The organism is Larkinella soli, assembly GCF_003703975.1.
In the GTDB taxonomy this organism is placed as follows: domain Bacteria; phylum Bacteroidota; class Bacteroidia; order Cytophagales; family Spirosomataceae; genus Larkinella; species Larkinella soli.
Genome location: NZ_QTJY01000009.1, coordinates 142,244 through 156,449, shown reverse-complemented (window position 1 = coordinate 156,449; position 14,206 = coordinate 142,244). Strand labels below are relative to the sequence as shown.

Annotated in this window: 9 protein-coding genes; 5 read left to right on the top strand and 4 right to left on the bottom strand. The window is 62.2% G+C overall.

All coding sequences use genetic code 11. The features are described 5' to 3' along the window. Positions 1 to 37: 37 nt before the first annotated feature. The 4 genes from DX909_RS17000 to DX909_RS16985 all read right to left on the bottom strand — a co-directional run bounded on the left by DX909_RS17000 (position 38) and on the right by DX909_RS16985 (position 6,151). Positions 38 to 2,434, bottom strand: coding sequence for an ABC transporter permease (locus DX909_RS17000; protein ID WP_128546389.1), 2,397 nt, complete (start codon positions 2,432 to 2,434; stop codon positions 38 to 40). Between the two features lie 110 nt (positions 2,435 to 2,544). Beyond that, complete coding sequence (locus tag DX909_RS16995; protein WP_128546388.1) at positions 2,545 to 3,480, bottom strand: SMP-30/gluconolactonase/LRE family protein; 936 nt, start codon at positions 3,478 to 3,480, stop codon at positions 2,545 to 2,547. Positions 3,481 to 3,524: 44 nt separating this feature from the next. Continuing rightward, entirely contained in the window at positions 3,525 to 4,805 is a 1,281-nt protein-coding gene (locus DX909_RS16990; protein WP_128546387.1) for an amidohydrolase/deacetylase family metallohydrolase, read from the bottom strand. A 41-nt stretch (positions 4,806 to 4,846) separates the two neighbouring features. Next, entirely contained in the window at positions 4,847 to 6,151 is a 1,305-nt protein-coding gene (locus DX909_RS16985; protein ID WP_229311081.1) for a heparan-alpha-glucosaminide N-acetyltransferase domain-containing protein, read from the bottom strand. Positions 6,152 to 6,281: 130 nt separating this feature from the next. On the opposite strand from DX909_RS16985, the gene DX909_RS16980 reads away from it, so the two are divergent. The 5 genes from DX909_RS16980 to ggt all read left to right on the top strand — a co-directional run bounded on the left by DX909_RS16980 (position 6,282) and on the right by ggt (position 14,203). Beyond that, a complete protein-coding gene (locus tag DX909_RS16980; protein WP_229311080.1) occupies positions 6,282 to 9,116 on the top strand; it encodes a PQQ-dependent sugar dehydrogenase in 2,835 nt (944 codons plus the stop codon). A 13-nt stretch (positions 9,117 to 9,129) separates the two neighbouring features. Next, positions 9,130 to 10,083 carry a sugar phosphate isomerase/epimerase family protein gene (locus DX909_RS16975; protein WP_128546386.1) on the top strand — a complete coding sequence of 318 codons (954 nt, stop codon included), beginning with the start codon at positions 9,130 to 9,132 and terminating at the stop codon, positions 10,081 to 10,083. Between the two features lie 15 nt (positions 10,084 to 10,098). Then, positions 10,099 to 11,346 (top strand): MFS transporter, encoded by a 1,248-nt coding sequence (locus DX909_RS16970; RefSeq protein WP_128546385.1) that lies wholly within the window; start codon positions 10,099 to 10,101, stop codon positions 11,344 to 11,346. A 164-nt stretch (positions 11,347 to 11,510) separates the two neighbouring features. After that, entirely contained in the window at positions 11,511 to 12,434 is a 924-nt protein-coding gene (locus DX909_RS16965) for a TIM barrel protein (protein WP_128546384.1), read from the top strand. A gap of 35 nt (positions 12,435 to 12,469) precedes the next feature. Further along, positions 12,470 to 14,203 (top strand): gamma-glutamyltransferase, encoded by a 1,734-nt coding sequence (gene ggt / locus DX909_RS16960; RefSeq protein ID WP_128546383.1) that lies wholly within the window; start codon positions 12,470 to 12,472, stop codon positions 14,201 to 14,203. The last annotated feature ends 3 nt before the right edge of the window (positions 14,204 to 14,206 follow it).

Below are 14,206 nucleotides of genomic sequence, written 5' to 3'. Positions count from 1 at the left end.
ACCCCCTCCCTGGTAAGGAGGGGGTCGGGGGGTGGTCTCACTCGCTGCGAAGCGATTTCACCGGATTGGCCGTGGCCGCCCGGACCGACTGCCAGGAAACCGTCAGCAGGGCCAGGGCGAGGGCCACGGCTCCGGCCAGGGCGAACACCCACCAGCCGATGGAGATTCGGAACGTGAACTCCTGAAGCCACTGGTCCATCACGTACCAGGCCGCCGGAGAGGCCACCGCAATCGCCACCAGCACCAGTTTCACGAAGTCTTTCGTCAGCAGGGCGACGATCCCGGCCACCGTGGCCCCCAGCACCTTGCGGATGCCGATCTCCTTCGTGCGCTGGCCCACCACGAACGACACCAGCCCGTACAGCCCCAGCCCGCAGATGACCATCGCCACGAGCGCAAAAGCGTTGATGATCCGCGACAGGGTATCCTCGGCCTCATAGAACTTCGCCAGCTGGTCGTCCAGAAAGCGGTATTCAAACACGTCCTCCGGGTACAGGCCGGCCCAGATGCCCCGGATGCGGTCGAGCGTCTGCGGAAGGTGATGGCCCGTTACGCGGATGCCGGCCTGGGCATACATCGGTCGGTGGCAGGCGATGACGGTCGGGTCGATGGCGTCGCGCAGGGACTTGATGTGGAAATCGCGGACGACGCCCACGATCGGCAGCGGCACGGGCGAAAGGTAATATTGCAGCCGGCGGCCGAGAATCTGTTTCGGATCGGTCAGGTTGAGTTGCCGCACCATTTCCTCATTGACCAGATATTCCCGGATGGTATCGCTTTCGGTGAGGTTGCGGCCCGCCAGAAGCTTCAGGCCGTAGGTCGGGACGTAGGCGGCATCGGCCAGCCGCTCCCGGGCCGGAAAAGGCGACCAATCGGCCTTGTCGCCGAACTTGAACGAGCCGCCGTGCATGACGGCATCGGAGGGCGGGCGGTGGTGAAAGCTGACCGACAGCACCTCCGGCACCTGCGCCAGCTCGTTCCGGAACGTCCCCAGGAGCTCCTTCTTTTTATCGGGCAGGCTGAGGATCAGAACGTTGTCTTTCCGAAAACCCAGGTCGGCCTCCTCCATATACCGCACCTGCCGCATCACCACCAGCGACCCGACCAGCAGGGCCTGACAGACCACGAATTGCAGCACCACCAGCCCCTGCCGCAGGGAATAACCGCCCACGCGCATCGCCGTGAGCTTCCCGCGCAGGCTTTCGTAGGGATTGAAGCCCGACAGCACGAAAGCCGGATAGCCGCCTGCCAGCAGAATTACCGCCCCGATCAGTCCCAGCATAAACCCGACCAGCGTGCCGTCCGGCCGCAGGCTCAGCGGTACCTGCACCCAGTTGCTGAAGAACGGCAGCAGCACGGCCGCCAGTCCGACGGCCAGCCCCGCGGCTCCCAGCACAATCAGGCCGGTTTCGAGCAGGAACTGCCGCGCCAGTTGCCCCCGCGAACTACCCAGCGCCTTGCGGATGCCGACCTCCCGGCTCCTCCGGAACGCCTGCACCGTCGCCAGATTGACGAAGTTGATGCAGGCCGTCACGACCAGAAACAGCCCGATCAGCGCCAGCGACCCCAGCAGCGACGCCCGGATCACCCCGCCCTTATAACGCAGGTCGTAATGAATATCGGCCAGCGGCTGGACGTGAAACCGGTAGTATCTGGCGCTTTCGCCGTACCCTTTTTTCGCCAGTGCCGGCATGGCCGCTTCGAGCCTCGGCCGGTCGGCCGGGTTGCGCAGGGTGACGTACAGGCGATCCGTGGAGTTGATCCAACCCCAGTCGTCGGGGTTGAAGTCGGGCCGGAGCGCCTTGATGGTTTTCAGCGAAATGAATATTCCGAAGCGGGTGTCGGTCGGATGGGCGGGGTCGGCCAGGAGGCCGGTTACCTTCACCTCGGTGCGGTGGTTCAGGCTCAGGAGCCGCCCGAGCGGGTTGGCCGATCCGAAATATTTCCGGGCCATCGACTCGGTCAGCACGACGGTGTTCGGCTCGGTGAGGGCGGTTTCGGGGCGGCCGGCTTTCCATTCGTAATCGAACATCCGGAAGAACGACGGCTCCACGAGGGCGGTGGTTTCCCGTTCCAGAAACCGGTCGGTGTCTTTCCGGCCCGGCGCCCGCACGCTGACGGTCAGCTCCCGGTTCATGGTCAGAAAGGCGGCTTCCTCCACCATCGGGTAGTCTTTCCGTAACACCCCGGCCATCGGCAGCGGGGCTTCCGGGTTGTATTCGACGGTGCCGTCGTCGAGGTGCAGGTCCGTCACGATCCGGACGATGCGGTCGAATTTCGCGTGGTGGCGGTCGGTGCGGTAGTGGTAGCGAACGAACAGAAAGATGAGCAGGCCGCCCGCCATGCCGAGCGCCAGCCCGACGACGTTCAGCAGGGCGTAGCTGCGCTGCGACCGCAGATTCCGCCAGGCGATGCGAAGGTAGTTCTGAAGCATAAAAATGAAAAGGGCACGAAGACAATACCCTGGCCTAAAGGTAATTGCTCCGCGCCTTCTTCGATCTTCAGCTGTCCGTTAAAAAAAGTTAAGTCGAGGCAATAGCCGCCTTACTTCCGCAGTTTCCACTCCCGGCCGGGTTGTTCGACCCGGAAGGTTTCCAGGTTGCCCTGGTCCTGGAGGGTTACGTAGGCCGTCCGGCCGTCCTTGCCCCCGAAGGCGATGTTGGTCGGCCGCTTGCCGATCAGCGTAATTTCCTGAAGCACCTTGCCGTCCGGCGACAGCTTCGCGACGGTCCCTTTGCCGAAACGAGTGACGTACAGGTTGCCGTCGACGTCGCAGCGCATGCCGTCCATGCCGAAATCCGGAAACTCGGTCAGCAGGCGTTTGTTGCTCAGGCTGCCGTCGGGCGCCAGGTCATATTTCCAGACCTTCCGCTGTGCCGACTCGTTGACGTAGAGCGTTTTCTCGTCCGGGCTGACCTCGATGCCGTTGGTCGTGCCCATGCCGGATTCGAGCTGCGTTACCCTGCCGTCGGTGTCGATGCGCCAGAGGTTGCCGGTATTCTCCTTCCAGTTGGGATCGCTGGCATACAGCCGCCCCCGGCCGTCGATGGCGATGTCGTTGGGCTGGTTCATGCGGGGTTCGCTGGCGAATACCGTCACCTCCTTCGAGCCTTTGGCCACCTTCAGAATATTGTGTTTCGGGTAATCGGCGATAAACATATCGCCCCGGCGGTTGAACCGGATGCCGTTGCCGATGCTGCCTTCGGGCAGTTCGACGAACAGACTGGCCTCCCCCGAAGGGGTAATCTGCCCAATGGTGCCCTGCTTGCCGAAATTGACGGCATACACCGTTCCCGACGGATCGACGGCCGGTCCTTCGACGCCGGAGGTAAAGCCTTTGGCCGGGGTAAAGACTGTAGATTTATAAAGGTCTTCGGCCGGGTTTTCGCGGAAAGCCGCACTGCCGGCCAGAATGACCAGACCCAGGGCGGCCGGGAAAAGCCGGGGCAGGGTAAGCGAATGAAGAATCGTGCGATGCATGAAAGGAGAAATCTGGGATTGAATGGTTTTGAGTGACGCAAAATTCAGGACCGGGGCCGCTGGGTGACGATCACGGGGTTGGCGATGCCGTTGAGGTCGTAGACGATCTTGCCGTTGCGGATGGTCATCTCGCAGTTGAATTTCTGTTTGCCTTCGATTTTATAGCCCGTGTAGTCGAAGAAGCCGAAATAACCGGTTTCCCGTACGTTGAACTTGCCGTCGAGCAGGCTCAGGATCGCCACGTCGGCCGGCGCCCCGACCGAGAGGCTGCCGAGTTCTTCCCGCCGGATGGCCTGCGCGGGCGCCCAGGTGCTGGCCCGGATGACGCTCTGGAGGTCCATGCCCATCGCCAGAAACTTCGACATCACGTTGAGCATGTCCTTCATGGCGTTGTTCATGCTGCCGGTATGAATGTCGGTGCTGATCGTATTCGGGAAAAAGCCGCTTTTGATGGCCGGGATGGCCTGAGAGAAAGCAAAGCTGATACCGCCGTAGCCCACGTCGAACAGAATGCCTTTTTTCCGGGCCTCCAGCACGAACGGTTTCACCTTGCCGGTCTCCACGTCGACGATGGCCTCGCGGGTCTTGAGCTGCCCGAAGCAGTGCGTATAGATGTCACCGGGACGCAGGTGCTTCATGTACAGTTCCTCGATGGGCAGGGGCGGGTTGCTGCCTCCGAAGTCGATCATGACGGGCCGCCCGGCCAGTTTCCCGGCTTCCACGGCCCGGTCGGTGGGCGTCCAGTCGTAGCCGTTGAAGTGCGCCAGCTTGATGCCGACGACGTGGTCGGGGTACTGCTTCGCCATCTCGGCGGTTTTCTGCGGGTCCATGTCGGCGATGTTCTGCTCGAAGGTACCGCCCCGCATCCCCTCGCCCACGATGTTCAGCAGGGCCAGCACGCGGGTCTGCGACCGGTCGATGGTCTGCTTCTTGAAGACCTCGAAATTCCGCCAGCCCGCGCAGCCCGCGTCGACGATGGTCGTTACGCCGTTGCGGAAGGTGAAGCCGTCGGGCGGCAGGGCGTTGGGGCCGTTGCTGTAGGTCTGGTCGAGGTTGGTCCCGAAAAAGACGTGCGTGTGAATGTCGATCAGGCCGGGCGTGACGTACATCCCTTTAGCATCGACCACCTGAATGGCGCCTTTGGTGTCGATGTTTTTGGCGACCTGCACGATCTTCCCGTCCCGAATCGCGACGTCCATGACGGCGTTGATGTTGTTTCTGGGATCGATGACGTGGCCGCCCTTGATCACGATGTTGTTCTCCTGCGCCGGCGCCAGGGTCGCGCAGCAAAGCAGGGAGAGAACCAGGAAATAAAGCTTCTTCACAACGAAAGGGTTTAGTTAAGGGTTTACCGCCCGGGACCGGTTTACAGCTTCAGCCGAATCCCGACCCGGCTCAGCCCGCCCGTGATCCAGACGCACAGCAGCGCAAACAGGAAGGACTTGAGCAGGCCGACGCCCCCCGTCAGCACGGCTTCGGGTAAACGGATATTCATGAAATTGGTAAAGGCATAGGCGAAATACGGGATCAGGTAACACAGCAGCGTGTCGGTTCCCGCGGGCCGGATGAACCGGAACCAGTGGGCCTTCCCGCCCAGATCGGCCAGCCGGTAGACCGCCAGAAAGGCCAGGATCGTGAAGGCGCTGCACAGGAACAGCCAGGCCGGGGTCGCGCCCAGCTTCGCCAGCCCCCAGTAAGGCCGGGTCAGCACCGACAGCGCAATCAGGAAGACCGATATGCCCAGAAAAACAAACGCCATCCGGCGGTGGTCGTTCCGCTCGCGGTACATCCGGAACAGCGTGCCGATCACCACCCCGCCCATCGTCAGGCCCGCCAGCGTGCCTCCGCTGATGGCGTTGGGAATCAGATAGAATACACTGCCTTTCGGCAGCAGCTCCGCGTGCGATATGATGCTCAGCAGGCTGAACACTACCCAGCCCGCAATCAGGATCGCCAGGCGGTTTCGGGCGAAGACCGTCACCAGCCCGGCCGCCAGATACGACCAGCCGATCAGCCCCAGAATGCCCCACCACTGCGGAGCGAAGCGTTCGAGGTCGCCGTCCTTTCCGCCCCGGTAGACGAACGCCAGCCCGAGCAGCACCAGAATCCCAGCCGCCCGGGCGGCATTCGCCATCAGGGCGGGGGCGGTTTTCGGGTACACGTTCCAGATCAGGATGAAGGCGATGCAGCATAGGGTGTTGTACAGCAGCCGGGGCATCCCGGTGGCGGCTTCATTGATCGATTCGCCGTTGACCAGAAACACGCCCATCACCAGCAGCGCGACCGAGCGCGTGAGGACGTGGCCGACCAGTTGGCCGGCCGTATCGCCTTTCCGGCGCCGGGCGTCGAGCGCGTAGGGCAGCGACAGGCCGACGATGAACAGAAAGGCCGGAAACACCACGTCGGCCAGACCGATGCCGTCGACCCCGCGGGGGACGTGCTCCAGCCAGCGGGGAATGTCTTTCAGCGACCAGAGGTCGTTGACGAAGATCATCAGGACCATCGTCAGGGCCCGCACCAGGTCGATGGCGACCACCCGCGCGGGCGTAGTCGACACCGTACCGGCACGGGCACTTTTCAGGGTTTCCATCCGGGTCATCAGGGTCAGGATTAAGGGGTCAGGGTTCTTACCGATCCGGAAAACCGAAGGATGCCCGAACCGGCCGTTCATACTCTTTTTATTTCGGAAAATTTTATTCGGAGAAAATCCGATTCCGGCATATAATTAAATATTTTAATAACTAAAAGTAAAATGGTACCTTGTAAATACTTTTCAGTCCGTCTTACGACGGTTCGATCCTATGCCTAAACCCTTGACGTCCGGGAAGCCGCTTGCGGCCGGTTTCCGGCTTTCCCTGATTCTGGCGGCCATCTGGGGGCTGTCGTCCATGAAATACGTGCGGCCGCCGGCCGAAAAACCCGAGGAAAACCGGTTCACGAAAGTCGTTCTGGCCGAGAAACTCGACGAGCCGATGGCCCTGCTCCCGCTCGACGACGGCCGCGTACTGTTCATCGAGCGGAAAGGAACCATTCAGCGGTATGACCCCGCCACCGGGGAGACGAAAGTTATCGCCACCATCCCGGTCAGCACGAAATACACTAATAAAGAAGGCAAAACCCGCGAGGCCGAAGACGGTCTGCTCGGGATTGTCCAGGACCCGAAGTTTGCCGAGAACCACTGGATTTATCTTTACTACTCGGCCGAGGGAAAGGAGCCTAAAAACGTGGTGGCCCGCTACGAACTGCGGGGCGACGAGCTGGTGATGGCTTCGCGGAAGGTGATTCTGGAGATTCCGACCCAGCGTGAGGAATGCTGCCATACCGGGGGCGGCATGGTTTTCGACGACCGGGGCAACCTGCACCTCCTGACCGGCGACAACTCCAGCCCCTTCGTGCCCTTCGTCAGCGGCTTTGCGCCCATCGACGAGCGTCCGGGCCGCGAAGCCTGGGATGCCCAGAAATCGTCGTCCAACACGAACGACCTGCGCGGCAAGCTGCTCCGCATCCATCCCGAAGCCGACGGCACCTACACCATTCCCGACGGCAATCTGTTCCCCAAAGGAACGCCCAAAACCCGCCCGGAAATCTACGTCATGGGCCTGCGCAATCCCTGGCGGCTTTCCCGCGACAGCCGCACCGGCTATCTGTACTGGGGGGAAGTCGGCCCCGACATGCGCGATTCGGTCGGCCTCGGCCCCGACGGCTACGACGAGTTCAACCAGGCCCGCGAACCGGGCAATTTCGGCTGGCCTTACGTCGTGGGCAACAATGCCGCCTACTGGGACTACAGCTACCAGACCGGCAAACCGACCGGCCGGCGCTTCGACCCCGAAAAGCCGGTCAACGACTCGCCCAACAACACCGGCCTGACCGAACTGCCGCCGTCGCGGAAAGCCTTCATCTGGTATTCCTACGGCCCGACGAAGGAGTATCCGCTGATGGGCAGCGGGGGCCGGAGCGCCGTGGGCGGGCCGATCTTCCACCAAGCCGACTTCAAAAAGGCCGACCGGCTTTTTCCGGATTATTACGAGGGCAAGTGGTTCATCACCGAATTCATGCGGGGCTGGATCATGGTCGTGACGATGGACGAACAGAGTAACTTCGTCTCGATGGAGCGGTTTCTGCCCACCGAACGTTTCGACAGCCCTATCGACATGAAGTTCAGCGCCAACGGCGACCTCTACCTGCTGGAATACGGCAGCGCCTGGTTCCGGGGCAACGACAACGCCAAACTGGTCCGGATCGAATACAACGGCGGCAACCGCAAACCCCTCGTGCAGCTCAAAGCCGACAAGACCGCCGGAGCCGTTCCGTTCAGGGTAACCTTCTCGTCTGCCGGATCGACCGACCTCGACCAGGACAATCTGAGTTACGAATGGAAGATCAGCCCGAAAGCCGGCGGAACCGCCCGCACCTTCACGACGGCCAATCCGACGGTACCTTTCGATAAACCGGGCCTCTATACCGCCACGCTCACCGTCACCGACGCGAAAGGCGCCAGAAACAGCAAATCGCTGGAAATCAAGGCGGGCAACGAGCCGCCGGTGGTCGACTTCGCCGTTACGAAGGGCAATAAGACCTTCTTTTTCCCGGGACAAACTTTCAATTACGCGGTTTCGGTCAACGACCGGGAGGACGGCAGTCTGGCCGCCGGCAAGATCGCACCCGCCCAGGTTGCCGTCACCATCGACTACCTGCCCGAAACCTTTGACCTGACGAATCTGGCCAGCGGACAGCGGGGTGCCGATGCCTCGGCCCGGTTCGCCACCGCCCAGAAGCTGATCCACGAAAGCGACTGCAAATCCTGCCATACCGTCGACCAGAAATCCGCCGGACCGGCCTATAAACAGATCGCGCAGAAATACCGGGGTGACCGCACGGCCGCCGACCGGCTGGCCCGGAAGGTGATCTCCGGCGGCAGTGGCGTCTGGGGCGACATCGCCATGAGCGCCCACCCGCAGCTTTCGCTGGAAAACGCCGGCGAAATGGTGGCCTACATCCTGAGTTTTGCCGAAGACAAACCCACGGCCAAATCGCTGCCGGTCAAAGGCTCGTTTACGACCAACGTCCCTGAAGGCCAGAGCGACCGGGGTTATTACATCCTCCGGGCGGCTTATGCCGACAAGGGCACCCGGCTCATCCCGACGCTCACCGGCGAGAAGGTGCTGGTGCTGCGCAGCCCGGTACTGGCCCCCGAAAAAGCCGATATGCAGAAAGGCACCGAATTCACGACCGCGCAGGGCAAGTCGTTCTACGCCGTCGGGTCGGATTCGTACATCGGCTATCGAAGCGTCGACCTGACGGGCCTCGGCCGGGTCGGCTTTTTTGCCCAGGCTCCGGCCCGGATGAAAGCCGCCGGCGGCACCGTCGAGGTGCATCTGGACTCGCCGACCGGGCCGCTGGTAGGCACGACGCCCGAACTGAAGCGGGCCGCGCCCCCGCAGCCGGGCGGTGGAAACCGGGGCGTCCCGGGTCGCCGGACACCGAATTTGATCGCCGACCTGCGTCCGACCACCGGCATCCACGACGTCTATTTTGTCTTTAAAAACGCCAACGCCGAAGCGACGCAGGTGCTGATGCAGCTGACGGCCGTGCAGTTTATGGAACTTGAAACTTCCTCAACCTCCGGCAAATAACCCAACGACTCTTATGAAATTCGCCCTCTTGACCGTCTCGTATTCCGGCCAGTTTTACCTCGGAGAAGCTCTTTCGCTGGAACAGCAGATCCACAAGGCCCGCGAACTCGGCTTCGACGGCCTTTCCATCGAAACCAAACGGCCCGTGGCCTCGCCCCTCGACCTGAGCCGGGTCGACCGCGAGCGCATCAAAGCCTTAGCCGCCGACGAGGGCATCGCCCTCTGCGCTGTGGAGAGTATGTCCAACTTCGCCGGCCGGTGCATGGAGGAGCGGGAGAACAACCTGGCGATGATGAAGATGGTGCTGGAACTGGCCCGCGATCTGAACGTGGACCTCGTGAAGGTGTTTGCCGCCTGGCCGGGCATCATCAACGACGAGGAGGAGATTGCCCTGTATGCCCCTTACGAAAAAGGCTATTACTATAAAAAGCTATACCCGGCCGATCTCCGTCGCTGGCACCACGCCGTCGACGGCATCCGGGAGGTGGCCGACTGGGCCGCCGACCTGGGCATCACGCTGGCGCTCCAGAACCACGCGCCGGTGCTGACGCCGGGCTACGAGGACCTGCTGTCGATGACGCAGGAAATCGACCGGAAAAACGTGAAGCTGTGCCTCGACGTGCCGCTGTTTCAGGAGCGCCAGAGCGACGAGTATGTCCGGGAGGCCGTGCGGAAATGCGGCCCGCTCAACGTGCTGTCGCACTTCGGGGCCTGGAACTTCAGCGAAAACGAAGACGGGGAGGTGGTGCAGGACCCGGCGCCTTCCTTCGGCGGAAAGACCAACTACCGCACCTTCATCGAGGAGTTGCAGAAAGCCGACTATGCGGGCTATCTGGTATCGGAATGCTGCCTGCCGGTGCTGAAAAACCACCGCATCGGCGGCATCGGGGAGGTGGATTACCTGACCCGCATTTCGCTGAAATACATGAAGGACCTGGTTCGCGAAACGGCGCCGGTCCCGGCCTGATCCATCCGAAACCGTATGCAAGACATGGTGAAGGGCCGCCTGCGCCTGATGATGTTTCTCCAGTTTTTCATCTGGGGTTCCTGGTACGCGACAGCCGGTAACTTTATGAAAAACCACGGCATGACCGACCTGATCTACCTGGCCTATGTGGTCAGCCCGATCGGGTCCATCGTCGCGCCGTTTTTCATGGGCATGATCGCCGACCGGTTTTTCGCGGTGCAGAAGGTCATGGGAGTGATGCACCTGCTGAGCGGGGGATTCGTATTCTGCGCTCCGCAGTTGGCGGCCTCGCCCGGATTGTTCCTGGCCTTTCTGCTGTTTCATATGCTTTGCTATATGCCCACGCTCGGGCTGGCGACGGCCACGGCCTTCCACCTCCTGACCGACCGCGAGAGGGAGTTTCCGCTCGTGCGGGTGTTCGGCACGCTCGGCTGGATTGCCGCCGGGATTCTGGTCAGCCTCGTGCTGAAGGGCGACACCACGGGCATCCCGATGCGGGTGGCCGGAACGGCCGGGCTGCTGATGGGGTTGTACAGCTTCACGCTGCCGAACGTGCCCCCGCCCGGAGCGGGCAGGAAGATGACGTTCCGCGACATCGCCGGTCTGGATGCCATCGCCCGGCTGAAATCGCGGCCGTTCTGGGTTTTCCTCCTGAGCGTGCTGCTGACGAGCATTCCGCTGGCGACGTATTTCTCCTACGTGCCGGTGTTCCTGAAAGCCGCCGACGTGCCGAACCCGGCGTTTAAAATGACGTTCGGGAATATGTCCGAAGCGGCTTTTCTGCTGCTCCTGCCCTGGTTTTTCCGGCGGCTGGGCGTCAAATGGGTGCTGGTAATCGGGATGTCGGCCTGGGTGCTGCGGTATGCGCTCTTTGCGCTGGCGGCTCCGGATGCGGTGGTCTGGATGATGATGCTGGGCATCCTGCTGCACGGGGCCTGTTACGACTTCGTCTACGTGGCCGGGCAGATTTACACGGATCAGGTGGCTCCGCCCGCCATCCGGGCGCAGGCCCAGGGACTGTTCGTGCTGGTGTCGTACGGCATCGGCCACGGGCTGGGCGCACTGGCGGCCGGCTGGACGTTCAACAGCGTCGTTACGGCCGAGGGCACCCGGTCGCTCGGGCAGTGGCAGCTGTTCTGGATTATCCCGGTAATTTTCGCCACCTTCGTGACGCTGGCGTTCGTGCTGGGCTCGGGGGTGAAGCGGGTGGTTCCCCCAACCCCTAAAGGGGAGTTTAGTTCCGCCGAATCAGCTCCCCTTTAGGTGGGGGTGACTGCGTAGGGCGTTATTAATGAAAATAGTAAAAACTCATAAACTACCACCCCCCGGCCCCCTCCTTGGTAAGGAGGGGGTGGCTTCGCAGGATTATGAACAAGCGGAGCACTCCCCCTCCTGTTTTAGGAGGGGGCCGGGGGGTGGTCCAAACCATGCAAAACCGACGCGATTTTCTGAAACACCTCGGCCTGACCACCGCCGGTCTGGGCCTGCTGCCGACGCTGGCCCCCGAAGCCGACGCCCGTGACAAGAAACTGTTCTTCAACATCTCCCTGGCCGAATGGTCGCTGCACCGGACGCTGCGGGAGGGCAAGCTGGTCAACATGGATTTTCCGGCGAAGGCCAAAAACGACTTCGGCATCAGCGCCGTCGAATACGTCGATCAGTTCTTTAAGGACAAAGCCAAAGACCAGGCCTACCTGAACGAACTGAAACAGCGCACCGCCGACCTCGGCGTCCGCAACGTGCTGATCATGGTCGATACGGCCGGGCCGCTCGCCGATTCCGACGACGCCAAACGGAAGCAGGGCGTCGAGAGCCATTACCAGTGGATCGATGCCGCCAAATTCCTGGGCTGCCACTCCATCCGGGTCAACCTGCGCGGCAAAGGCACGGCCGAAGAGATGGCGAAAGCCGCCGTCGACGGGCTGGGCCGCCTGTCGGAATACGGCGCGAAGGAAAAGATCGGCGTCATCGTCGAAAACCACGGCGGCTATTCGTCCGACGGCCAGTGGCTGGCCGGGGTCATGCGGCAGGTGAACAACCCCTACTGCGGCACCCTCCCCGACTTCAACAACTTCAAGGTCAGCCCGACGGAAGTTTATGACCGCTACAAGGGAACGGAGGAAATGATGCCGTTCGCGAAGGGAGCCAGCGCCAAGACGCACGACTTCGACGCGCAGGGCAACGAGACCACCCTCGACTATCCCCGGCTGCTGGAGATCGTCAAGAAAGGCCGGACCAAAGCGTTCAAAGGCTACGTCGGCATTGAATATTCCGGCGACCGGCTCAGTGAAGACGACGGCATCCGGGCCACCAAAGCCCTGCTCGAACGGGTCGGTCAGACGCTTTCCTGAGGCTTTTTCGTACCGTTTGCAATTCCCCTGATTACATGGCTTTACGGCTTTTTCTCTTTGCGTTCTCTTTTCTGATACTCACCGGCGCCTACGGCCAGATCGGCCGGGGCGACCGGCTTTCCGGGGCGAACTTCGCCACGCGCAGCCCGGTGCTGGGGCGGCACGGCATGGTCGCGACCAGCCACCCGCTGGCCACCCAGACCGCCCTCGACGTGCTGAAACAGGGCGGCACGGCGGTCGATGCGGCCATTGCGGCCAACGCCATGCTCGGGCTGGTCGAAGCCAATAACTGCGGCATCGGCGGGGACCTGTTCGCCATCGTCTGGTCGGCGAAAGACCGCAAACTCTACGGCCTCAACGCCAGCGGACGCTCGCCCAAAGGACTGACCTACGCGCAGTTGAAAACCATCCTCGGTGATCAGAAGCAGCTGCCGCTCTACGGCCCGCTTTCGGTGTCGGTGCCGGGCACGGTCGACGGCTGGTACCGCCTGCACGAACGGTTCGGGAAGCTGCCCATGCCGCAGTTGCTGGCCCCCGGCATCCGGTATGCGCGGGAGGGGGTGCCGACGGCCCAGGTCATCGCCTATTCGTGGGAAGTGGCCCGGAAGCGGCTCGAAGCGGCCGGAAACGTGATCTCCGAGTTCGATAACTTCCGCAAAACCTTCCTGATCGACGGCAAGGCCCCGGCCGAAAACCAGGTCTTTAAAAACCCGGACCTGGCCGCGACCTACGAGAAGATCGCCAAAGGCGGTCGCGACGCTTTTTACAAGGGAGCCATTGCCGACGTCATCGACCGCTACGCCCGCCGGACGGGCATCTACCTCCGCAAAGAGGATCTGGCGGCCCACCAGAGCAACTGGATCGAGCCGGTGTCGGTCAACTACCGGGGCTACGACGTCTACGAACTGCCGCCTAACGGGCAGGGCATCGCCGTTTTGCAGATGCTGAACATTCTGGAAGGATATGACCTGAAAAGCCTGGGACACAACAGCGCCGACTACCTGCACCTGCTGGTGGAGGCCAAGAAGCTGGCCTTCGAGGATCGTGCCCGGTATTACGCCGACGCCGATTTCTCGAAAATACCGCTCAGCTGGCTGCTTTCAAAGGAATATGCCGCCCAGCGACGCAAACTGATCGATCCGAAACGGGCCGGCGAACGCATCGACGCCGGGGTGCAGGCGCTGCGGGCGGGCGAGACCGTCTACCTCACCGTGGCCGATGACGAAGGCAACATGGTTTCGCTGATCCAAAGCAACATGCTGGAATTCGGCAGCGGCATGGTTCCCGACGGGCTGGGCTTTACGTTCCACAACCGGGGCACCAGCTTCAATATGCAGGAAGGACACGCCAACGTCTACGCGCCCGGGAAACGGCCCTTCACGACCATCATTCCCGGCTTTGTGATGAAAAACGGCGAACCGCTCCTGAGCTTCGGCGTCATGGGCGGGGCGATGCAGCCCCAGGGTCACCTCCAGGTCCTGTGCAACCTGATCGACTTCGGCATGAACGTCCAGGAAGCCGGTGACGCGGCCCGCTTCAGTCATTCGGGCAGCAGCGAACCCGTCGGCACGCTGATGATCGACGGCGGGAAGCTGGCGCTTGAAAGCGGGATTCCCGCGGCCGTCCGCACCGACCTGAAAAACCGGGGCCACCGCATGACCGACACCGACTTCTTCGGCGGCTATCAGGCCATCCGGCGCGACCCCGTCCACCGCATCTACGAAGGGGCTTCGGAAATGCGCAAGGACGGGCAGGCCGCCGGGTTCTGAACC

What these genes read in the sequence shown, in the direction of transcription:
- DX909_RS16995 (WP_128546388.1), bottom strand. Translation starts at nt 3,480, where the DNA reads ATGCATCGCACGATTCTTCATTCGCTTACCCTGCCCCGGCTTTTCCCG.
- DX909_RS16985 (WP_229311081.1), bottom strand. Translation starts at nt 6,151, where the DNA reads ATGAACGGCCGGTTCGGGCATCCTTCGGTTTTCCGGATCGGTAAGAAC.
- DX909_RS16975 (WP_128546386.1), top strand. Translation starts at nt 9,130, where the DNA reads ATGAAATTCGCCCTCTTGACCGTCTCGTATTCCGGCCAGTTTTACCTC.
- ggt (WP_128546383.1), top strand. Translation starts at nt 12,470, where the DNA reads ATGGCTTTACGGCTTTTTCTCTTTGCGTTCTCTTTTCTGATACTCACC.
- DX909_RS16965 (WP_128546384.1), top strand. Translation starts at nt 11,511, where the DNA reads ATGCAAAACCGACGCGATTTTCTGAAACACCTCGGCCTGACCACCGCC.
- DX909_RS16980 (WP_229311080.1), top strand. Translation starts at nt 6,282, where the DNA reads ATGCCTAAACCCTTGACGTCCGGGAAGCCGCTTGCGGCCGGTTTCCGG.
- DX909_RS17000 (WP_128546389.1), bottom strand. Translation starts at nt 2,434, where the DNA reads ATGCTTCAGAACTACCTTCGCATCGCCTGGCGGAATCTGCGGTCGCAG.
- DX909_RS16970 (WP_128546385.1), top strand. Translation starts at nt 10,099, where the DNA reads ATGCAAGACATGGTGAAGGGCCGCCTGCGCCTGATGATGTTTCTCCAG.